Below are 23802 nucleotides of genomic sequence, written 5' to 3'. Positions count from 1 at the left end.
TGTATTAAATGAATTGTAAACTAAGTTTTCGTCAATTCATACAATTCCTTTTGTGAAGGAGAAATGGTAGTGTATTGTGGTTCGTGAGGTCGTTGCATTGCAACGACCCTACAGAACTGCTTTTAGAAGATGAGTATAAAACCTTAGTCTTTTGACATGTAATCAGGCAACCATTTAATAGTAACACCCCCGGCCTTGAAGGGAAAGTACTGTCAAACAGAATGTCCACTGGCGCGAATGTTAAGCTTTAGCGGCATTCGTGTCCTACAGATCAACAGAAATCTCCTGATTTCTAAAAATCATAAATATTCGAAAACTTAGTTTACAATGTATTAAACAGTATGCCCAATCATTACATGAACACTTTATACAACTCTCCTTTTACTAAATACTTTTTATTACCAATAATATTCAGGGTAATGCTTATTCGGTACAAATAGATCTTTTTCTAAAGTATCCGAACGATTAGCCATTTCCCATATTAATTTCATTCCTAGTTTTGTTCTTTTATAGACTAAGTCAAAGTTAACTCTATCAACATCGTCTGTGGGGGCATATAAATCTTCTTGACAATAATCTGTTAGAACAGTAGTTGGTATATTTCTAAACACTAAAGCATTAGAAACTCGATTATTATCATAATAGGTACTGCTCGAAGTTTTGGTATAGATTTTCAGGTCCTTCTCATAGGTATTCGCCGTTTCAAGAATGATCTTCTCATACTTTGAAGAGTGTAGTTGTGTACCAAGCAAATAACAATAGTTCTCATCTTCTACCTCTTTATGTTTTCTCCCCAATTGCTTAAAAGTAATATTGGCTACAATATTATCGATTGGCAAGCCAGAATACTCACAGAAGAAAAACTCCCCTATTGGTAAAACCTCATTGACGGTAAAGTTTACAAAAAGTATAGACCTTCGAGGTGAATAACCTGCTTCTTTTGCTTTTTGAAATGCCAATGCTAATTCCATCACTGCAGCAGTTGCTGTAGCGTTTGCATTTGCTCCATTATAAATTACACCTTTTTGAATTCCAATTCCATCATAGTTTGCATTCACCAATATTATTTCATCTTTTAAATCAGTCCCCTCAATAAACCCTAGGATATGCTCATTTTCATATTCCAAAACTTCATATTTTGATTCTATATGTATTTCGGTTTTTAGTTGCCTTTGTTCTTTCTTCTTAAGCATATTGTACTTACTAATCATTTCCTGTTGTTCCTCTGAAAATAAAGAAAGAATTGTATTCCAATTTACACCGACCCACTCAGAAGAAGAATCATCGTTTTTAGCAATCCATTTTTCATATTCCGATTTTCTTAAATAAGCAATTGGTAGTTGTTTACTGATTGACCTAAAGTCTTTACGATTTAAATTGTGTTCATTGTCCTTGATTGAGAAAAAAACTTTTGCATTTATATCTTCTATTTTCACTGTATTCATTTTATCAAAAGGGTCATAATGATGAAATATGACTCCTTTATCTCTAGTATACCTTCTGTATAGATTCTTAAAATCAATTTTATCTACATACAAAATTTCTATATCTCCATTTAGATCAACACTGTGAAATGGAAGTAAGTCAAAGTGATCCTTTGTCAAAATTGCATTCTGATTATACACTTTAAACTTTGTGTATTGAGGGACAAAAGTTGGAAATTGAAGAGTTCGTTCCTCATTATACTTTGGAATATTATTAAGATTATAAAAAGATTTGATATAGGCAGCTGCTAGTTTATGTCCTCCTTCCAGCATATTACGACCTTTCATGTCATCACTTGCCAATACTTTGGTATGCTTCTCTAAAGCATCTTTTGATAAATAACCTAACACACTATTCATTTCTGAAGCAGTGGTAGATAAAGTAACATTTTGAGCAAATAAAAAGCAGGGGCTGAATAGAGCCAATAGGTTGGCAATGATATTTAGTTTGAAATTCATAAATAGTTTCGCTTTAATTTATTTTAATTTTTTCACGATGAAGAAGCTTATTATCTAATTACAGTTAGTTGGATTTAAGTTTTAATCATACGTGTTTAAGCAGTTGTACAATTAAAATCGGAAGTTTTGGATTGTCTTTTTTAGCCTACTCTTCGTTAGAATATCATCACGTAGCTTCGGCTATGCTCTTCTATTCTGCCTTGATTAGACTAAAAAATAATAATCCAACGTATCCCAATTTTAAATGTGCAACTGCTTATATAGTTCATTTCGAAAATAGGCTTAAAAATTATAAACCCAAAAAAAGTCATAACAACATTTTTGGGGTTTATAAATTAGAACTGAATTTACTCAGTCATGATATTTCTTATTTTCCTAGAAGTTCTTCAAGCTTTTTCTCTAAAGCATCACCTCTTAGGTTTTTAGCAATGATCTTACCCTCTTTATCCAACAATAAAGTAAATGGAATTCCTTCCACTCCATATTGTGTTGCTACAGAACCATCTTCATCCAACACTTGTGTCCAAGAAATGTGATCTTGCTCAATAGCCTTCTTCCAAGCTTCTGCATCTCTATCGATAGATACTCCATATACTTCAAAACCTTTTTCTTTATACTTTGAATAAGCTTTCAAAACATTTGGATTTTCCATACGACAAGGTCTACACCATGATGCCCAGAAATCAATCATTACATATTTTCCTCTGAAAGATTCTAAAGCAATCGTTTCTCCTTTTGGACTCGCTAAGGCAATAGGCATTGCTTCAGAACCTACCATCGTAGACTTTAAAGCGTTGTAGCTTTTTGCTACTTCCATCACTAGGCTATCTTGAGGAAACTTTGTTTCTAACTTCTCTATTGTTTCAGCAATTACCTCAAAGCTACTTTCTTTATCTTGAATAAAGTTTAGAGCGACTAAAGTAACATAAGCTCCATCCAATTTTTTAAGCATTGCTTTTACTGCTTCTTTCTGCTCATCTTGTAACTTCTTGAACTTTTCCAAGACTGCTTCTTTGTGCTCAGAAGTAGCATACTCTTGCTGTAATTCATTTCCTTTTTCAGAAAATGAATCATACATGTCTTTCAATTCATTTAGTTGATCATTTTCTTTAGAACCTGTTATTTTGAAGAATTCTCCATTGTTCTCCACTTTTAAATCCTTTGTTTCAAGTACTACAAGTTCTTCTGCTTGATTTCCAATATTCAAAGTATATAAACCAATCTTAGGCACGGTATATTTTAATGCAAAAGCCCCTTTAGCATCTGTCGTTGCTTCGGCTACATTTTTCTTACCTCCAACACTTTGAATAGTATATAATATGATTTTTGTTCCTTCTGATTGTCCTTCAAGGGTACCTGAAATTGTTACGGAAGCAGGGTATGTTCTTTTTTCTTCTTTAGCCCCACCACAACTTACTACTATAAAAGCAAGTAATAGAAAAAAAATGTTGTGTAATGTCTTCACAATTATACGTTTACAAGTTGCTATGTTCTTTATTATGCAGTAATAATGTCTACTTTACCCACCTTCTTCAAAGCATAAATAAAATAAATATTTTACTGAGAAAGCACCTTGTTCAATCCAAAACAAGGTGCTTTCTAAGTATTCCATCAGGTTTGATGTACTACTTCCTTATGCAATATACACAGATCTTTATTTTTCCAATGCTTCTCTTAGCAATTGATTTGTTTTTTGAGGATCAGCTTTACCTTTTGCCAACTTCATCACCTCTCCCATAAATAATCCCAAAAGGTTTTTCTTTCCTTTTTTGTACGCTTTCGCTTTATCCGGGAATTTCGCAATTGCTTGCTCAATTAATGGTACCAAGAAGTCGTCTCCACTATCTTGAATCAAGTCCAACTCTTTAGCTACTTCCTCAGGCTTGCTTCCTTCACGCTCCGCCACTGCTTTCAATAATTGTTGTGTTGCTGCTGCATGACTTACTTTTTTATCATCTACCAATCCAATAATTTCAGCCACTTGAGCAGGTTGAACAGGTAATTCTGCATAAGAAGTACCACTCTCATTTACCATCGATTTCAATGGACCGTTCATCCAATTCGCAGCCGACTTGAAGTTTTTAGTAGCATTACATAAAGCTTCAAAGTAAGAAGCCGTCTCTCTTGTTTCAGTCAGTTGATAGGCATCTGCTTCTGAAAGCTTATATTCTGCAATGAACTTCTCTACCAACTCATAAGGTAGGCTTGGCATTTCTTGCTTGATTTTCTCCACCCATTCAGGTTTAACAATCATTGGAGGTAAATCTGGGCATGGGAAATATCTATAATCATTTAATGTCTCTTTGGTTCTCATACCATAAGTTTTACCAGTCTCAACATTAAATGTCCTTGTTTCTGAAATGATCTCCTCTCCTTTCTCAATCATGCCAATCTGACGTTGCATTTCATAGTCGATTGCTCTCTGAATGTTACGCATGGAGTTCATGTTCTTGATCTCACATTTTTGCCCCAACTTAGTATCGCCTTTCAAACGTACAGAAACATTGGCGTCACAACGTAATGAACCCTCTTCCATATTACCATCAGATACTTCTAAGTAGCGAACAATCTTACGGATTTCACCTACAAAGGCTGCTGCTACAGCTGAATCATGAATACAAGGTTCTGTCACGATTTCCATCAATGGCACTCCTGCTCTGTTCAAATCCACCAAAGTATCAGGTGACCCCTCTAAGTGTGTTGATTTTCCAGCGTCTTCTTCCATATGAATACGGTTTAAGACCACTGTAAATTTATCACCTGCTTTAGTCACTACATCTACATGGCCACCAATACAGATTGGTGTTTTATCTTGAGTTGTTTGATATCCTTTTGGTAAATCTGGATAGAAATAGTTTTTTCTATCGAAGAATTGATATTCTGAAATTTTACAATGACATGCCAATCCCATTTTAATAGAATATTCCACAACAGATTTATTCACTTTGGGTAATGTACCTGGCAATGCAAGAGTAATTGTACTGACATTAACATTAGGATCCTGACCGTAGGTTGTTGGGTCTGAAGCAAAAATTTTACTTTTAGTCTGTAATTGTGAATGAACTTCCAATCCTACTACAAGTTCATATTTGTCTAAAATTGCCTTATCCATATGCTATGTATTTATTTCAAAGCGTTGGTAGTCAGTGTAGAGCAGTTCAAAAAATAATAGGTTATCAATGCCTGGTTATTCTGCTGTTTATAATACTACACTTTCAATTGTGCTCGATTGTTACTTTTTAATTTTCACAAACAAAAAAGTCATTCTTTTAAGAAAAAATGACTTTTAAGCTATTTCATTACAATATTAATAAAATAAAGGGAATTACACTATACAGAATGATAAAATTATACTCCTCATTTTACCTATTCACAAATTATTTTTAGTGTTTACGTTGACTTGCCTTGAAAAGAATTTCTTTTTCTTCTTGTGTCAAGCCTTCGTACCCTCTTTCTGAAATTTTATCAAGAATCTCATCTACACTGTCTTGTGTAGGCTGATTAGTTGTTTTAGTAGTTTGTGTTTTATTGGTTGCCTTGCCTTTTGATCTATGAACCACTTTCAACTTTCTATCAGACTTAATTAAGTTGGTAAAGAAATTGGTCATAGCATACAACGGCTTACCAAGGTCTGTTCCCCTTTTTAATAGAGAGACATAAGAAAATCCCATCAAAGCACCACCTAAATGAGCAATCTCCCCTCCTGCATTACTTCCTGCTGATTGAATCAATGACAAGAAGATATAAACTGCAGCTAAATATTTGATTTTTACAGGACCTACAAACAAAAGGTTTATTCTATAATCAGGGGCAATCGTTGCGGCACCTACTACAATTGCATATACACAAGCTGAGGCACCAATCAATCCGCTGACCATTTCCATGTGACCTCTGTAATAAGGAACCACATTGTACATTAATAAATAGGCTAGGCCACCGGCAATACCGCCAAGAAAATAAAGAGCAACTAACTTCTTATCCCCTAAAAACTCCGTGAATATTATCCCAAACCAATACATGATTAACATATTGAAAAGGATATGAAAGAAGTCACTCATACTGTGCATAAAGAAGTACGTGATCAACGTCCAAGGCTTCACGACAGCGTCATAGATATAAGGTGGTAAGGCTACATTGCTAAATATATATTGATCATAAATACCATGTAAACCTGATAGTTTAAATACAAGCATCAATAAGCTCATAAAAACATATACGACAACATTAACGATAATCAGTCGAAGTAGCCCACTTCCAGGTTTGTTCCATGTATACTTTAAATCGGAGATAAAGCCATTCATAAGAAGTTAAAATAAAGGTTTAATGGGTGATAATTAGAAAACCTACTTTAATCACAAAGGTTTAAGTATTAGGTATTTTAATTTACGGAAAATCCCTTACTTTTAAAAATGTTCCCAATTATTCATCCCTTTTTACATTTTTATATTAGATAGATGAAGTCCTCTTTTACAAGTACTTCACCTATGGTTATTTTATCATTGATATGCCACTATTGATAGCTTTGGTATTTCCATTTTTTCATCAAAATATAGGCAAACAAAGCACCTCCCAAATGGGCTAAATGCGCTACATTGTCAGCTGGATTTTGATTCAAAAGTTCATACGTTTCATACAATATATATGCTCCTACCAAGTACTTTGCTCTGATTGGAATAGGAGGGAATAAAAGCATCAATTTTAGATTAGGGAACAAAAAGGCAAATGTGAAAAGAATACCAAAAATTGCTCCTGAAGCACCCATCATTGGAGTGTTGATTTTTCTATCATGGAAAAATTTCACAATCAAATCTCCCATTTGTTTATAATCTGTATTTGCCGGAGCAGAGAAAAATGTATTCTCAGCAAAATCATACAATGACACATTCCCTACAGAACTAACATACGGTAAGTAATTTTGATTTCCATACTTCAATATACTAAGTACTCCTTCTCCTTGGAACAACTGATAGTCAGGCACATTAGAAACAAAATTATAAAAATTCTCTGGAGTCTGATTCAACATATATTCAGCCCCTAATAGTTCTATATTATAAACCTCATAAAAGTTGACTAAACCATATAATGCTCCTCCAAAGATTCCTGTAAAGAAATAAAGTGCTAGAAAACGCTTAGAACCAAGAACATTTTCCAACATTGGCCCAAAAATAAAAAGAGCAAACATATTGGAAAACAAATGCCCAAAACCACTATGCACAAACATATATGTGACAGGTTGAAATATTTGGAATTTCTCAGACCAAGGGTGATGATAGGCTAATGAATCAAAAATAAAAGCTTCGATATACCCTGGTGATAAATTTGGTAATATGCTTCCCAAAAACGGCAATGCAAAAATTACTAAATTCATAATCAGGAGTATTTTAACATAAGGTGTTAAGTTCTGTCCCATATTTATTATTTAGTCTTCACCCTCAAAAAACTATTCTGACGGCTTAATTTCTTTAATATTGAGTTGAAGATTTTTATTTCCTCTAAACTCATTGATTTCCAATCTAAAAAGTATATCTAATTTGCCTCCTACACATGCTTCTATCTGTTCTACCTGATTAAAAGCAATAGCGTCAAATTTTTGTTCTCCTTTTCCCTGGCTAATTTTCATCTTAAGGTGTTTGTCTTTCAACACTCTTGGAGTACCGTCAACAACAACATTGTTGGCTTGAAAAACAGGTGGAGGGTTATCATGCCCAAAAGGCCTCATTTTCTCAATTATCCCGGCGGTAGTAAGATCTAGATCGGATAGATTTACATTTAAATCTACTTTTACCTCCGATACAAATTCCTTTCCATTCGTAAATTTGTCTACTTCCGCCACAAATTTTTGTTTAAAAGCTGACAAATTTTCCTCCTTTAATGACACACCTGCCGCTGAGGTATGACCTCCAAACTTCAAAAGTAAATCCTGACAGTTAGACAATACGGCATGAATATCAAAATCACCAATACCTCTCGCCGAACCTGTCACTTCTCCTCTTGATAGCGTTAAAGCCACGGTGGGCTTCCCCAATTTCTCAGCACACCTGGAAGCAACAATACCTAAAACTCCTTTGTGCCAGTTTTCATTGTATAAAACTAAAGCACTTTGATTTTGTTCTGCCTCTGCAATTTCTAATGCTTCTTTGGTATTTTGGGTATCATACTTCTTTCTTAAATCATTGATACGTCCTAACTCTTTGGCTTGCTCCAAAGCTTCTTTAGGGTCTTTGGACGATAAGACCTCTGCCGCAATTTGAGCATGAGCAATTCTACCCGCTGAATTAATCAAAGGACCAAAATTATAACCCAAATCTTGTAACTTCAGATCTGCGGGCGTTAAGTTTAATACTGTAAATAATGCCTTTAAACCTTCTTTATCTGTATTCCTTAAATATTGGATACCTTGATTACACAACACTCGATTTTCATCCAACATAGGGACAACATCACAAGATGTGCCCAATACCACCAAATCCAAGTGTTGCCATAATGGTGTTGGGTCAATACCATGTTTCTGGCAAAACCCTTGCAACAATTTAAAGCCTACTCCACATCCTGAAAGTCCTTTAAATGGATAGTTACAATCACTTCTTTGAGGATTTAAAACGGCTGTAGCTTTGGGTAATTCATCTCCTACTTGATGATGATCACAAACTATAAAATCTATATTTCTATGGACTGACTCTGCAATCTCTTCATGATTCAAACTACCACAATCTAACGAAATAATCAATTGACAATTGGTTGTCGCCGCATATTCAATGCCTCTTAATGAAACACCATACCCCTCAGTGTACTTATCAGGCACATAGAAATCGATATTAGGGTAAAAGTCTTGAAAGAAATGCATAAATAAAGCAACAGCACTCGTTCCATCTACATCATAATCTCCGTAAAAAAGAATACGTTCCCCTTTTTCAATCGCCAACGTAAGACGTGCTACTGCCACATCCATATCCTTCATTAGAAACGGATCGTGTAACTTTTCTAAGGTTGGTCGAAAATAGTCACGCGCACTATAAATGGTATGTACACCTCTTTGTGCCAATAAACTAGCAATGACTTTAGGTACATTGGGCTGCTTTAATAAAGCTTTGACGTATTCTTCTTTAGGTTCAGGGAGTAATTTCCACTGCTTATTCATCTTTTCTTTCTTCTTTTGATGGTAGTACTAATTTACAACCTACCGACTTCAAACCAATTATTTTTATTGATGATCAATTCAAGGGGCGATCGCTACTTTTCTGTTATAGAGGAGCTATGATTCACCTTTATTTTTTTACCCCAAAAACCAATGCAACCCAAGCAGCAATAAAAGCCACACCTCCTATAGGAGTAATAGCTCCTAACCATGTAATTCCTGTCAATGACAATATATATAAACTTCCGGAGAAAATAAGGATACCCAGCACCATAAATACAGCAGACCATTTCAACCAGCTCGTTTCTAGTTTACTCGCTAAAGCACCTAAAATAAGCAGGCCCAATCCGTGATAAAAATGATATTTCACTGCTGTCTCAAATGTCTATATTCTACCAAATTGCTCTAAGGTAGGTTTTAATCCATGCGCTCCAAATGCTCCAATAGCAACGGCAAGTGCACAAAAAATAGCTCCAATTTGTATAATTCTTTTCTCCATTTTGTTTGTTGGTTTATAGATATGTAAAAGGGTTTTTCATAAAAAACTGAAAATGGTTCAAATCTTGAGCTAAAAGCGTGACTTGGACCAATATCTCAAAAAGCCTGTAGACTTTTTTATTCTACATAGTACTTAAGACAAATGTAATTGGAAATTTATTAAGTGCATGTTAGGAACTCAAAATTTAAGGATGAAGTAGGGAATTTTAGTTTTAAACCTTAAAGGCAAAAAAAATGACACCCTTCAAATTTTGAAGAGTGTCATTATTGGTAATACTTATGTTGGAACAATTTTGATGATAAGTTAATAAATAATTGAATTGGAATAAAAACACGTTTTTAATAAACGCTTCAAACTATTTACATGGCAAAAAGTATGAGAACATTACTGTTAAATTAATTCCGATTGTTGTTGTTATTATTATCAATAAATCTATCTAGTATGAAATGAAATACATATTTTTTGTTTTTGTACATTACAAATGTAGGAGGTTTCTTAAGATCAATTTATGGGATATGAACACCTTTTAAGTATTTTTTTGACCACACTTTTAACTGCTAAAAGTCAGTTTTTATTAATATTAAAAAATAACGACTTAAATACAGATATGTATTAAACTTTTAGTAAAATGATCTGACTTATTTGTAAAAAACACAACAACACTTATCACATTTAATTAAAAAAAAGAGTAATATTTTATAAAAAGTTAGAAATAATCGAAGATTTCTTTTGAGTTGACAGTTTTTGAGCTGTACTGCCAAAGAAAAAGTACAGTAATAAGACAAGTGTTATTTTAACATTTTTAAAACAAAAAAGCCCATCAAATGAGCCTTCTATAATCACCTTAAAAATCACAAGACAAAAAAAGAACGGCCTCCAATCGGAAGCCGCACTTACCACATACTAACCATAAATGGTTTTTAACCATATATAAACACATATAAACATAAATTCTCTTTAATAAGTTACCATTAGGCAACCTTAAGCACTTGAAGCAATTCTTCTAGGTGCTCGTCTTCTACAGTTTGTACTGTATCTGCTTTTTTCAAGAACGCTTTGTAAGCCTCCTCTAAAACATCGTGATCTAAAGTATGACCCAATTTCTGTAAACGATAGAATAACGCCGCTCTACCGCTTCTTGCAGTCAATACAATAGAAGACTCTGAAACGCCTACTTCTGCAGGATCGATAATTTCATAGTTATCTCTACTCTTGATCACACCGTCTTGGTGTATACCTGATGAGTGAGAGAATGCATTATCACCTACAATTGCTTTGTTTGGTTGAACTGGCATGTTCATAGTACTAGATACCAAACGGCTGATTTCATAAATCTTTTGAGTGTGAATAGCAGTGTCGAAGTTCAACATGTTATGCTTACGCATTGCCATCACTACCTCTTCCATTGAAGTGTTACCTGCACGTTCGCCAATGCCGTTTACAGTACACTCAATTTGTCTTGCTCCATTACTTACACCTGCTAACGAATTGGCTGTTGCCATTCCTAAGTCATTGTGACAGTGTGTAGAAATGATCGCTTTGTCAATATTTTTTACGTTCTCTTTTAAGAACTTGATTTTAGCTCCGTATTCTTCTGGGATACAATATCCTGTAGTATCTGGGATGTTTACCACTGTGGCCCCGGCTGCGATGACAGCCTCTACGACTCGAGCTAAATAGACATTATCTGTTCTACCTGCATCTTCTGCATAAAATTCAACATCTTCTACAAAAGTTTTTGCCAACTTCACTGCCTCTACGCCTCTTTCGATCACTTGATCTCTGTCCAAACGCAATTTAGTGAAGATATGTTGATCAGATGTCCCGATCCCTGTATGAATTCTTGGTTTTGCCGCAGGCTTTAACGCTTCTGCTGCAACCTCAATGTCTTTTTTAACCGCTCTAGTAAGACCACAGACTGTCGCATTTCTAATTTCTTTCGCAATTCTATTAACTGCTTCAAAGTCACCAGGACTTGAAATTGGGAAACCCGCCTCTATAATGTCAACGCCAAGATTTTCGAGAGCACGTGCAATAACTAACTTCTCCTCTGTATTCAAACGGCACCCTGGTACCTGTTCTCCGTCTCGCAACGTTGTGTCGAAAATAAATACTTTATCGTTCATAGGCTTAAACACTTCTTGAAAGGTGTCTGTTATAATCTATTTTTAAAACAATTCTATTGGTATTGTTTTGCTAATGTAAAGGGTGATTAAAAGCATCAAAAACAAAAAAAAATACATTTTACGATGTTTAATTTAATATTTATGTGAATAGAATGTAAATTTGGCAATGTGTAAGGTTATTAAAGATCATAATAAATACGATGCCTAAGGAAAGATCAAATCACTTATATCAGTTAATTAAATCAATGTCGAGAAGTGAGAAGCGTTATTTTAAACTTGTTTCTAACGAATCGAAGAATAATTCTTCAAAAAAATTTATGCTTCTATTTGAACTAATTGACAAGCAAGATGTTTTTGATGAGGAGCAATTATTAGCTTCCACTCCTGAGTTAAAACCTATTCAGTTCTCCAATTTAAAAGCGCATCTCTACAAAAGAATTCTACAAGCATTAAGGCAATTTCATCTAACAAAAATGGAAGATGCCGAAATCAGAGAAATGATTGATCATGCTGAACTATTATATAATAGAGGGTTGTATGAACAGTGTGCGGATATTTTGAGAAAGAGTAAAAAGAAAGCTCAGAAAAGTGATCACTTGGAGTTACTCTTGGAAATACTAAGGTGGGAAAAAAGTTTACTCACGCACACTTTGGATAAACACAATCAAAGAAGGGTAAATAAATTAATCCAAGAAGTACAAGATACCAACGATCGCATTAATCAAATCAACAAGTTCTCTAACATTTCAGCAAAGTTAAATGCCTTCTATCTTAAGGTTGGTTATGTAAAAAGTGAAAAGGATTTAAAGAAAGTCAATGACCTCGTCAACAATGATATCCTTTCTATTGATGAAGATAAGTTTTCCATCAATGAGAAATTATCACTTTATGAACTATATATCGGCTTTTACTATTTTACACATGAGGTAGAAAAAGGCTATGATTATGCTCAAAAATGCCTTAACATTTTTCATAATGATACTGATCTGATCCCATCTCGATTAGACGTTTATATCAGAACCATCAACAACTTATTAATAGGGCAATACAAACTCTATAAATATAAAGAGTTCAATGAGACCAAATCACTCTTCAGAAAAATCCGCTCCAACGATAAGATTGAATTGAGTGAGAATATCAAAATGAAGCTTTTAAAATACTCTTACGTACATGAGTTTAACCGCTTGTTTATGCTGGGTGATTTTACAGGGGGTGTTCAAAGAGTCAATTTACTTCTAAATAACATCGAGTTCTTTATTGAAAAGCTCAACAAGCACTCTAGACTAATTTTATATTACAAAATTGCCTGCCTTTATTTTGGAGCAAGTGATTTTAGACTATCCTCTAAGTGGCTTAATAGAATTATTAATTCTGACGCATTAGAAATGGATGTGCGTGAAGATGTACACGTTTATGCTCGAATCGTCAATCTAATCTGTCATTATGAAATGGGAAATACTGACTTGGTTGATTATTATGTAAAGTCGACTTATCGTTTCATGTTGCGTAAAGACAACCTTTTCAAGTTTCAGATTTATATTATGAAATTCTTGAAAAAGCTATCCCGAAATATGAATGATCATGAGCTAACCAATGCTTTTATTGAATTAAAAGACTTATTGAAGCCCTTGGAAAATGATCAATTCGAAAAACATCCATTTATGTATTTTGATATTATTTCTTGGCTAGAGGGAAAAATTGAGAAAAAGACAGTTCAAGAGGTAATTCAGGATAAAGCCAGAATACTAATCGGTGAAGATTATCCTGCCTAATTTATGCTAATATCAAAGCACAAAATAAGGGTGATATGATTTGAGAAGTTTTAGTGATCCACTCACTGAATATTTACTCAAATTACATCACCCTTTATTTATCTTCATCACAAAGTACATTTGTAGTACTATTATGAAACTCCATGAAACATTTTCACGTCTAGTTTATTTATACAATTAACTTACATTTCCATTATTTTCATTTTACATTAAGTCATTTTTTTGTTTAATTACCTAATAATAAGTTAGATACATTTCAAATAAGTGACACCTTAATTCTTATGAACACATACATGGAAAAATCACTATCAAAACACAATACTAGATGTCAAATTTAATTTTATCACAAAAAGACCTAAAATACCTTCCTTACTCCATGATTCTAGAATTTAAAGATATGCCTGAAGAGGCTCAATATGAATTCTATCAGGAGATGAAGAAGTTTAAGCGTTCTAAAGTGATTATGTATTTATTGCATTTTTTTCCACTCAATGTATCCTTAGGTTATGTTGGAAAATGGTTAGAGCAATTTCTTTTCTGGATTACAGGAGGTGGCTTTGGTATTTGGTGGCTTGTATTACTATTTACAATTCCATCAGAAGTGAAGCAATTCAACCGGAAAGTAGCACAGGAAATATTTAGAGATATTGCCCTGAAGTATGGTATTAAGAAGAAAAAGTACAAGTACTCTCCAACTAAAGTAAGCATCAAACCTAAGGCGTTAAATCTACCAGAGTTTGATCCTACGCTTCCTACATTAGATCACTTAAAAGAAGGTTTTATGTTTGACCTTGATGGAAAAACATGGCAGATTGTAGATGAATATCAACAAGATTTTGAAGACAAAAACTCTGAGCGTTTCTTTATCTGTCAGCATGACTTAGAAGAAAAGTTCCTGAGGTATTCGAACGAAGGTTATTTCAAAAAAGTACTTTGGAGTAAAGCCGTGAATGTTTTCCAAATCGACCCAGAGTTAGAAAAGAAAATTAGAGTGCAAAGCACCCCTGCCAATATACTCTACTTCAATGGACACCGATTCTTTAAAGATAACGTTGAAAAAGGGTTAGTTTTCAAGGTTTCTAAAGCTAGTTCAGAACCTGTGGGAGAATCCATGAAAACATGGCACTACTTTAATGAAGATCGTACACTTACACTTAAAATAGAATCGTACAGAAATAAACTCAAAGCTTTCCAAGGAAAAGTCATTGATGAAAATAACATTACAGATATTCTTCCTTATAAAATTTAGAAGCTAAAAAAAGACCCTTGCAATTCTTCAAAACTGCAAGGGTATTTTTTGTTCTAGTTATCTATAATTTGATGAAGATGATGTTCCAAATGCACTACATAATCTTTCATCAAAAACTCTAAATCTTTTACTTCTTCATTCCCAAGCAAAATAGGATAAGCCAATGTTTCAGAAGTCTGCTTTTCCATCATTATTTTAATCCTATTATTTATTGCTTTCCAAAAAGCAAGCAGTTCCATAATATCGGCATTCTGATAATCATTTGCTTTTACTAACTCATCTTGCTTGTAACTTACTATTTTGAAAGGTTTATTTTCAAATTGAATTTCAGTAAATCGCTGAAGGTTATTCACCCCCGAATCAATAAGATGACCTAAAATTTCTTTTTTTGACCACTTCTCAGGACTTGTCTTTGTTGTCAAGTCCAATACTGAGGCTTTAGATAAAAATTCAACACCTTGGTGAACAAGTTGTTCCAGTTTTGTTGTGATGTTCTTCATAATTAGTCAATGATTATCCCTAGAATTAAAAAAATTAAGCTTCCTCACTTTCTTTCAATTCTATTTTTTCAACAACTCTATTAAGTTTTGGTTGAATGGCCCAAATTCCTACAGGCCAAAATAGTAACATAAAAAATAATGATATTGAAGATTCTACTTCTTTTCTACCTGCGGATCTATAGAGTCTATTTAAAGAATTTGCTCCAAAAATATAAATTTGAAGAAATGCAAAAATGAAATAAAAACCTATTAATGCATACCATCCAGTCAAGGTGACATTATTAATTCCAGACATTATCAAAAAGATATAAACGCCAATAACCAACATAACATTTATAAGAAAAAAGGCATTACTTTTTTCCTCCGCCTCGGAAACATAGTTATTTGTTTCTAAACCAATAATAATTACCCAAAGATGAATCAAAAGAAAAGAAACAGAATGAACAACTTTAGTCAGAAAAGGGTCTGAAAATGACACATACAATAGTACTAATCCAATAACTTGAATAGAAAATACTTGCCAATGTTTAAGTTTAAAATAGAAATCCATAACTAATAGTTTACCTATACTCACAAAGATAAAAAAACAGATTACAAAAAAGGCCTGAAACTTTCATTTCAGACCTCAATATCTTTAAGCAATTTTTCTTTCAAAAGGAATATGTTGTTCTTCCACTTTTTTGAGTCTGTGGCTGAATCTTTTTACAAAGAATAAACATATAATACCTAATCCTAATGGGAACCCCATCCAAATACCTTGCTCACCTTGTCCCCAATGGAATGCACACATATAAGAAAAAGGAATTGCGATGATAAAGTAAGAAGAGAAGATAAACCACATCGGTACTTTAAAATCGTGCAATCCTCTACATGCTCCAGCGTAGGCAATTTCTATGGCGTCAAAGGTCTGATAAGAGGCCAGCCAAATCATAAATAACTGTGCAAATTGTATTACTTCTTGATCATCTGTAAATAAATGCGGCATCCAAGATCTTCCTGTAAGGAAAAATATCACGGCTCCAAAAGACATCAATACCACAATAATTAGCGAGGCATAAGTCACTTTTTTCACCTCTTTAAAATCTCTTTTACCGAAACTTTGGCTTACCAGTATACCTGTTGCTGCTCCGATTCCTTGATATACCATAAACCCAAGTGTACTCAAACTTATGGCTACTTGATGAGCGGCTAATCCTACTTCCGAAATCCATCCCATCATGATTGTAGAAATGGAAAAAGCTGCACTTTCCATCAATAGTTGAAAAGCCATAGGAACACCATTTGTAAAAAACTCCTTCACCTCTTGCAGTGTGCATTTTACTTCATTGAACAGTGAGGCAAAAGCGTTGTATTTCTCGTAAGCATAAAAAACATAAATTGCACCTCCTGCCATTGTAAGTCTTGCTAAAAGCGTTCCTACACCAGCTCCTATCAATCCCATTTTTGGTGCTCCAAATAAACCAAAGACAAAAATAAAGTCGCCAATAATGTTTACTACATTACCCACTAAGGTAATTTTCATCCCCATCTTAGTGTCTCCAATTCCTTCAAAGAGTTGTTTGAAAGTCAAGAAAATCATCTGTGGAATCAAAGAGATCATCAAAATGATCAAATAAGCTTGAGATGAGGCAATAATTGTTTCAGGCTGTCCCATATAGGGCATATAGAAATAGAGCACTACTAATAATACCAGCAATAGCAATGACAATATTCCATTAGCCATAAAACTGTTTTTGAGTGCGCTCGTTGCCTTCTTATAATTGTTAAGTCCTATTGCCTCCCCAATTTTGGGGGTTAGAATAAAGGTAAAGCCCATACCAAAAAGTAGGACTAAGTTGAAGATAGTGTTCGAAAACGATGCTGCCGCCAATGGTGTTCTACCAAGTTGACCAATGATCATGTTGTCTACTAATCCTACAGAGATTTGACCTACTTGGGCTAAAATTACAGGCCAACCGAGTTTTAAAATTGTTGAGAATAGAGGGTTGTATTCCTTCCAATGTCTTTTCAATTGCATTTTCTTAATTTTTAAAAATTGAATTGAAACAGACGAGACCTTCCCCTTTATTACCTCTCCTGCTTAGTTATTTTGGCAGCTGAACAGCTGGGCTTTAAGGTGAAAAACTTAACTAGCATTCCACAAGATAATAAAGTCGTTGTTTAGAAAATCTATATTCAAAGCATGTATGATTTCTCTGATTAAGAGAAATTTAAACAATTTACACACTTCTATTTTTTCGGAAGGCAAATATATCACAAACTATAATAAAGCACACCTTTTGATAAGATTTATTAAAACAAAAATCCCTTCTACTCTAATGTAAGAATAAAAGGGAGGAATTAGTTTTACTGTGATAAAGTTTCTTTAATTTCTTCAACTAATAGCTTGCACTCGTTAAAAAGTATTTTGTACTTCTCTTTTAATGTACTCACAGATGTCTCTTCTTTTGCAATCTTCTCCATCACCAATACTTGATCTTTGATCTCCTGAATAGCAATGAAGTTAAGAGTAGACTTGAAGTTATGAAGGTTTTTATACGCAGACTTCCAGTCTTCTTGGTCGATACTGTCCTCGACACTACTGAGTTGACTAGGGGCATCAAGTACAAAACGTTCCATCATCTCTGCTATCAGTATTTTGTCTCCACCTGAAAATGTCTCAAGGTATGACAAATCTACTCTAGAATTTTCCATGATTTTTAAATAAACACACTAATTAGCATTAATCTACAAAAATTACATTTATGAAGATTAGTTATAAAAGTAGTTCAATTATCGATTGAATTTTAGCTATTGGTATCCATCTCTTTTAAATAACGATAGATGGTTACTTTACCGATATCTAACTTTTTTGCTACGGTAGCAACATTATCATGATATCGATCCATAAAGCTACGAATAATTTCGAAAGTATACTCCTTTAATGTAAGGTCTTTGTTCAATAAAGTGTTTATATCTTGTGATGAAGAGAACTGAATATCAGTGTCTGATATAATATCATGATCACACATAACCGCAGAAAGCTCCACTATTGCTTTCAATTCTCTGATGTTTCCAGGAAAATGATAATTGAGTAATTTCTCTTTGGCTTCTTTTGTAAATGTAAGCTTTTGCATACCATTTGCCTTTGTAAACTGATCTGCAAGAAACTTTGCAATCAAAATCACGTCATTTTCTCTTTCTCTCAACGGAGGTAAATGTATTGGTAAGCCCAACAACCTATAATAGAGGTCTTCGCGGAATAGTTTTTCATTCATACGAAGTGAAAGGTCACGGTGCGTGGCTGTAATAATTCTCACATCCAATTTCAACACCTTATTGCCACCAATACGCACTACCTCTCTTTCCTGAATTACTCTCAGTAATTTGGCTTGTAGGTTTATATCCATTTCGCCAATTTCATCGAGGAAGATGGTTCCTCCATTGGCTTCTTCAAACTTTCCTACCCTTTTAGCAATTGCTCCTGTAAATGAGCCTTTTTCATGCCCAAATAATTCACTCTCCAATAATGAAGTTGGAATGGCCGCAATATTGACTGCCACAAAGGGTTTATTTTTTCTATTTGAATTATAATGGATCGCTTTTGCAATCACTTCCTTACCCGTTCCTGTTTCACCTGTAATAGAAACAGTGATATTGTTATTTTTGGTTTTATGGAGCATCTGAAAAACTTTCTTCATTGGTGTACTATTACCAATAATAGAATTATCAAATTCATATTTGTTAGAAAGTTCCTGACGTAGTGTTTGAACTTCTTCTTCTAAAGACTGCTTCGTTTTGATTTTATTTAAAGCATTCAGTAGTCGTTCTCTAATGTCTTCTTCTTTAGTGATGTAATCATAAACACCTAATTTAAAAAGACTTACCGCCGTCTGAATATCGTTTTGACCAGAAATAACAATAATTGGCACCTGAGGTAATTTTGCTTTAATTTTTAGAATCACCTCCTCTCCTGTCATATCCGGTAAAGAATAGTCGACAGTAATCACTGATGGGTTTTCATCCAAAGCGTAGAGAAGGTCTCTTCCGTTGATAAACATTTTTACGTCATGATCATCATCCATTGAGAGGATATAATGAAGCATTTTAGAAAAAACGGCATTATCCTCTAAAGCAAATATTTTTAGTTCAGGTGAATTCATATAGTCATTTATTCGCAGTATTTCTGTAGTGCTGCGGTTGCTTGAGCATATCCAAGTGCTTCGGCCATTGAAAGCATTTTACATACTCGTTCGTCTGCTTTTCCAGTTGTACCACTTATTGCTAAAGCTTTATAATAGTAGGCTTCAGCATATTTATCATCTAATGCAATAGCTTTGTCAAAATTTAATATAGCATCTTCAAAACGCTCTGTTAACATTAACACTCTGGCCTGATGTAAAAATACTCTTTTATCTTGACCTTTCGATAATACTTCCGCTTTTTTGAAATCTTTTAATGCTGAAGCTAGACCAACAACCTCTACATTTACAAATGCTCTATTCAAATAGATGTCATAAATTGTTGAATCTAACTGAATAGCTTGAGTGTAATCATTAATGGCTCCTTCGGGATCTCTTGTCATTCGTCTGACATTTCCTCTATTATAAAAGTATTTGTAAGCATCTGGAACATCGGCCTCGGTCTGTTTGTATAATTCAATTGCTAACGTAAAATCATCATTGGCCTTGCTGTATTCTTCTAAAGACATATGTGCATAACCTCTTGCATTGTAGGCATCCATATTATTAGCATCTTCTTTTATAGCGGCATCAAATAACGAAACGGCCTCTTTGAATTTACCAGCTGCAAGTTTTTGTTTTCCTTGATTAGTAAGTTCTGATGAACTTGGTCCACACCCTATCACAAAAAAAGTAAGGATGGCGAAAAGTAGGTTTATTTGTTTGGTTTTCATTCCACAAAAGTAAAAATAAATCTCAATATGATTTAGCTTACATGAGTTATTTCATAAAGTTGATAAGCAAATCAAATTTATCGCTGGATGTACTTCAAATAGTACTGATAAATAGGGAATACTTTTAATCTCATTTTTGAAAAGTAAAAAAACACATAATCCTGAAATGTGGGATTTTTCATTTTTCGTAATAAGAAAAAATAGGTTTTTGAGCGATAAAAATTTTCAGTGTAATACGCTAACCTCTGATGATAAGCTATTGATTTTGAAAGTGACTGATCTTCGGCTTTATTTTGATTCAATTGACGAGCCTTTAGACAAATTTTAAAAGTGGATTTTAAGAGTTCATTTCCCCTTCTTTTATAAAAATTTTGAGAAAGTGATGACTTGACCTTTCGCTTATAGGTATTGACTTTGTCATAAAAAGCAAATTGATGATTTCTTGATAACCTGATCCAAATATCATAATCCTCATAAGCAAGCGTCTCATCATACCCACCAAGTTCCTTCAAGGTTGAAGTTCTAAATGTGATACTGGGTGCTCCAAACAAGGGTGGATTTCTTAATATTCTCTCATATACATCACCTTCTTTCACTTCTTCCAATAGCACACCGTCTGAGTTTCTTTTAAAATAGGATGAGGTCAATAGCTGTCCCTGTTCATTAATGGACACTACATCCGAAAATACCGCTCCATAACTTTTCTCTTTTGTTTCTAATACCGATACATCGTCTTTCACTCTATCCTTAAGAAGAAGATCATCTGCCGCAAAATCAATAATATATTTCCCCTTCGCTTCTATTAATCCAATATTAAAGGCTTTACAATTCCCAATGTTTTGTGGTAAAGCAATAAATTTTGCTTGAAGATTGTATTTTTGTAATGAAGTAGTAATTTTATTTACAGATTGATCCGTACTTCCATCATCAATAATTATCGTTTCAATATTTTGATAAGTTTGATGAGCAATAGATGCTAATGCATCTTCAATAAAGGGTGCGTGATTAAAACTCAAACATATAATAGTAACTAAAGGGGTATTCTGCATATATATGGTATTCAAAAAGTCTTATAGTTGTTCGATCGTCTTAGGAATTATATTCCTCATGTTTTCCACTGTTTCGAATGCTCAATTTAATAATTTAAAATTCAGTACGAAGTCCCCCTACAAAACAATTGTTTCTCATTTAGGGTATTTAAGTCCCTCGTCAGGAGCATATAACCCTGAGGTGGCAGCCAAAACACTTGGTGGTGATGATTATACTATTGAACAAAAAATAGGGTTAGCCATAAAATTAAAACAAATCTATGATAAACATGGAGAGTTAGACCTTAGTGATATCTCTAATAGAAGGAATTATAAAAACGAAGATGGTGATCAGATTTATACCATTTTTGAAGACATTCCAGAGATTTATTTAATCAAAGAAGGCTCTAGCTGGCTTTATTCCCCTAAGTCCGTCAGAGAAATTAATATTGTATTTAGAAGATATTACCCTGCCGCAATTCCTCCCCGAAGACCACAAAATGACAAACCGGACAGCGTAGATGTTACGTCAAAAGACTCAACGGGAAAAGAAATTACTATTCGTAAGCCTTCGCCTAAAAAAGAAACGCCAATTGTTCAAAAACCAAATATCAAGTTCAACATCAGTACACCAAAAGATGCTGTAACTACTTTCTTTGGTTTTCAACAAGATAATAACTACCACCCTGAAATTGCAGCGAAAGTATTTGAGAGTGTAGACCTATCACTTGAAGAACGTATTACTCTAGCCATACAATTAAAACAAATATATGATGGACTTGGGCTTTGGATTGAAATTGAAGATATCCCTGAAGAACCCAATTACAGGGATTCTACTCGTCATAATAAAGAAATTTACGTACTCGATAAACAGCTTCCTGATTTTTACCTTGAAAACTTCAAAGGAAAATGGATGTTTTCTGAGTCTAGTATTGAACTGATCGAAAACAAGCACCGACAAGTTTTCCCTATTGGTAAAGAAGGGTTAGAAACAGTAGGCAGTATACTTCGTAAGCCGTTAGGAAACTATGCCAGAGAAGAAATAATGGGATTAGAATTGTGGCAAATTACAAGTATGGTGGCAATGATTATTGCTGCTTGGCTTGCCGTAATGCTCATTTCATCGGCCATCATGTGGGTCGTTTCCTGGATACCTAAATCAAAAGACGAAAGTAGGTACACTCAAAATATGATCAAGTCGGGGATGATGATTGTTATCCTCTATTATTACCGACTCATTTCTCCGAGTTTGGAACTTACAATCCAAGAGTTACAATATGTGATCATTGCTCTAAAGGTCTATAGTATCTACCAAGTGATACGCTTTTTCTACAATATGATTGACTTGTGGGTGCAACTTTGGTTGAGAAAAGCGAACGAAAGAGATGATCAAATTCAAAGAGGTTTTGCTCCTTTCTTTGGCATGACCGCCAAATTATTGGTAATTCTTATCGGATTAGTTTTCACTGTAAGTGCATTAGGATATGATATTTCGGGCTTACTGACTGGTTTGTCAATTGGTGGTGTTGCTGTAGCCTTAGCCGCTCAAGATACCATTAAAAACTTATTTGGTTCAATCATGATCTTTATGGATAGACCTTTCGTGATTGGTGATTGGGTAAAAACAGATGGTGTAAGTGGCTCTGTAGAACAAATTGGTCTTCGTTCAACTAGAATTAGAACCTTTGAAAACTCTGTTGTCTCAATTCCGAACAGTAGAATGGCAGATTTCACAATCGATAATATGGGTATGAGGGTCTTTAGAAGATATAAAACCTATTTGAGAGTAAGTTATGAAACTAAGCCAGATCAATTGGATGAATTTGTTGAAAGGCTAAAGGAAGTAATCAGAAACCATCCTCATACTCGTAAGGACTTTTTTGTGGTCAACCTCAACAATATAGGACTCTACTCTTATGATATTTTATTTTACATTTTCTTCGAAGCTCCTACTTGGAGTGATGAACTTCACTTTAGACATGAAATCATTCGAAGTGTCATAAAAATCGCCAATGATTTGGATGTGGAGTTTGCAATGCCTCCATCAGGATTGGATTATATGATGGAAAATACCAAAACGAAACCTTCTTCAAAGAAAAAGTCTTCCAATAAACCATTCGGATTTATGTAATGCGTGATTTAATACTAAATACAATCCTTATTTTACTTTTTATAGGTGGCTTTAAGACTTTTTCTTACAGTCAAGTTCCTTATAAAAAAACAGTTGATTTTCATTTGAAAAGGTACGACTATGGGAGTATTTCAAAAAAAGACTTACATGGTAAAGTGGTACTTATCATTGTTACAGCATCTTGGGATTTAGATTTTAACAATGACCTCAATAAAGTCAAAGAATTACAACGATTGTTTTCATCTAAGGATGTCGAATTTATGTATATAGTTGGGGATCTTCCAGAGCGTTGGAAAACTTTTGCGGCCAATAAAGGGCTTAAAGGAGAATTTTATTATATTCCCTCTATGAGTAAAGGGTGTAAAGATTGTTTTTTATCATCTCATTTTGATGAAACAGAAATTACTTCTTATTATATACTCTCAAAAGATGGCAGCTTACTTGGCGATCATCTTCCAAGTCCAGCAAAAAATGAAGGTATTGAGAAACTCTTAGCTGGCGCAAGCGTATTAAAAATAAACTAGT

General features: G+C 34.0%; 18 protein-coding genes and 1 pseudogene. 4 read left to right on the top strand and 15 right to left on the bottom strand.

Features of this window, described 5'->3' with window-relative positions; translation table 11 throughout:
- Positions 1–398: 398 nt before the first annotated feature.
- The 8 genes and pseudogenes from PL77_RS01980 to PL77_RS01945 form a co-directional block, all read right to left on the bottom strand.
- Positions 399–1943 carry a M28 family peptidase gene (locus tag PL77_RS01980; RefSeq protein WP_044201166.1) on the bottom strand — a complete coding sequence of 515 codons (1545 nt, stop codon included), beginning with the start codon at positions 1941–1943 and terminating at the stop codon, positions 399–401.
- Positions 1944–2310: 367 nt separating this feature from the next.
- Positions 2311–3408 (bottom strand): TlpA disulfide reductase family protein, encoded by a 1098-nt coding sequence (locus tag PL77_RS01975; RefSeq protein WP_052444099.1) that lies wholly within the window; start codon positions 3406–3408, stop codon positions 2311–2313.
- Between the two features lie 189 nt (positions 3409–3597).
- Positions 3598–5055 (bottom strand): Asp-tRNA(Asn)/Glu-tRNA(Gln) amidotransferase subunit GatB, encoded by a 1458-nt coding sequence (gene gatB / locus PL77_RS01970; protein ID WP_044201165.1) that lies wholly within the window; start codon positions 5053–5055, stop codon positions 3598–3600.
- Between the two features lie 271 nt (positions 5056–5326).
- Complete coding sequence (locus tag PL77_RS01965) at positions 5327–6244, bottom strand: rhomboid family intramembrane serine protease (protein WP_044201162.1); 918 nt, start codon at positions 6242–6244, stop codon at positions 5327–5329.
- A 209-nt stretch (positions 6245–6453) separates the two neighbouring features.
- Positions 6454–7311: a rhomboid family intramembrane serine protease gene (locus PL77_RS01960; RefSeq protein WP_253273951.1), complete on the bottom strand. Its 858-nt coding sequence runs from the start codon at positions 7309–7311 to the stop codon at positions 6454–6456.
- A gap of 72 nt (positions 7312–7383) precedes the next feature.
- Positions 7384–9081 carry a single-stranded-DNA-specific exonuclease RecJ gene (gene recJ / locus PL77_RS01955; RefSeq protein ID WP_044201157.1) on the bottom strand — a complete coding sequence of 566 codons (1698 nt, stop codon included), beginning with the start codon at positions 9079–9081 and terminating at the stop codon, positions 7384–7386.
- Positions 9082–9208: 127 nt separating this feature from the next.
- Positions 9209–9451, bottom strand: a pseudogene (locus tag PL77_RS01950) (DUF423 domain-containing protein); the annotation flags it as partial.
- A 1097-nt stretch (positions 9452–10548) separates the two neighbouring features.
- Entirely contained in the window at positions 10549–11703 is a 1155-nt protein-coding gene (locus tag PL77_RS01945) for a 2-isopropylmalate synthase (RefSeq protein WP_082026355.1), read from the bottom strand.
- A gap of 317 nt (positions 11704–12020) precedes the next feature.
- Between PL77_RS01945 and PL77_RS01940 the strand changes: the two genes are divergently transcribed.
- Both PL77_RS01940 and PL77_RS31295 read left to right on the top strand, forming a co-directional pair.
- Positions 12021–13475, top strand: a complete 1455-nt coding sequence (locus tag PL77_RS01940; protein ID WP_253273950.1) for a hypothetical protein — start codon at positions 12021–12023, stop codon at positions 13473–13475.
- Between the two features lie 325 nt (positions 13476–13800).
- Positions 13801–14724, top strand: coding sequence for a DUF4178 domain-containing protein (locus PL77_RS31295; RefSeq protein ID WP_063768987.1), 924 nt, complete (start codon positions 13801–13803; stop codon positions 14722–14724).
- Positions 14725–14777: 53 nt separating this feature from the next.
- Here the strand turns inward: PL77_RS31295 and PL77_RS01930 are convergent, their stop codons facing one another.
- The 7 genes from PL77_RS01930 to PL77_RS01900 all read right to left on the bottom strand — a co-directional run bounded on the left by PL77_RS01930 (position 14778) and on the right by PL77_RS01900 (position 21167).
- A complete protein-coding gene (locus PL77_RS01930; protein WP_052444097.1) occupies positions 14778–15224 on the bottom strand; it encodes a DinB family protein in 447 nt (148 codons plus the stop codon).
- Between the two features lie 34 nt (positions 15225–15258).
- Positions 15259–15774, bottom strand: a complete 516-nt coding sequence (locus tag PL77_RS01925) for a hypothetical protein (RefSeq protein ID WP_044201153.1) — start codon at positions 15772–15774, stop codon at positions 15259–15261.
- A gap of 84 nt (positions 15775–15858) precedes the next feature.
- On the bottom strand, positions 15859–17241 hold the full coding sequence (locus tag PL77_RS01920) for an MATE family efflux transporter (RefSeq protein ID WP_044201151.1): 1383 nt from the start codon (positions 17239–17241) through the stop codon (positions 15859–15861).
- A 329-nt stretch (positions 17242–17570) separates the two neighbouring features.
- Positions 17571–17918 carry an Hpt domain-containing protein gene (locus PL77_RS01915; protein WP_044201148.1) on the bottom strand — a complete coding sequence of 116 codons (348 nt, stop codon included), beginning with the start codon at positions 17916–17918 and terminating at the stop codon, positions 17571–17573.
- 92 nt (positions 17919–18010) lie between these two features.
- Positions 18011–19366, bottom strand: coding sequence for a sigma-54 dependent transcriptional regulator (locus tag PL77_RS01910; RefSeq protein WP_044201145.1), 1356 nt, complete (start codon positions 19364–19366; stop codon positions 18011–18013).
- 8 nt (positions 19367–19374) lie between these two features.
- Positions 19375–20118, bottom strand: a complete 744-nt coding sequence (locus tag PL77_RS01905) for a tetratricopeptide repeat protein (protein WP_044201144.1) — start codon at positions 20116–20118, stop codon at positions 19375–19377.
- A gap of 77 nt (positions 20119–20195) precedes the next feature.
- The gene (locus PL77_RS01900) at positions 20196–21167 is read right to left on the bottom strand and encodes a glycosyltransferase (RefSeq protein ID WP_044201143.1); all 972 of its coding nucleotides are present in this window, start codon (positions 21165–21167) and stop codon (positions 20196–20198) included.
- Between the two features lie 58 nt (positions 21168–21225).
- Here PL77_RS01900 and PL77_RS01895 point away from each other — a divergent pair, with 58 nt between their 5' ends.
- Positions 21226–23277, top strand: coding sequence for a mechanosensitive ion channel family protein (locus PL77_RS01895; RefSeq protein WP_052444096.1), 2052 nt, complete (start codon positions 21226–21228; stop codon positions 23275–23277).
- On the top strand, positions 23277–23801 hold the full coding sequence (locus tag PL77_RS01890) for a redoxin domain-containing protein (RefSeq protein ID WP_044201141.1): 525 nt from the start codon (positions 23277–23279) through the stop codon (positions 23799–23801). The genes PL77_RS01895 and PL77_RS01890 overlap by 1 nt, the downstream gene beginning before the upstream one ends.
- Position 23802 lies beyond the last annotated feature (1 nt).

This window comes from Flammeovirga sp. OC4 (assembly GCF_000812565.1).
In the GTDB taxonomy this organism is placed as follows: domain Bacteria; phylum Bacteroidota; class Bacteroidia; order Cytophagales; family Flammeovirgaceae; genus Flammeovirga.
The sequence above is the reverse complement of the archived record's forward strand: the minus strand, read 5'-3'. Positions and strand labels throughout refer to the sequence as shown.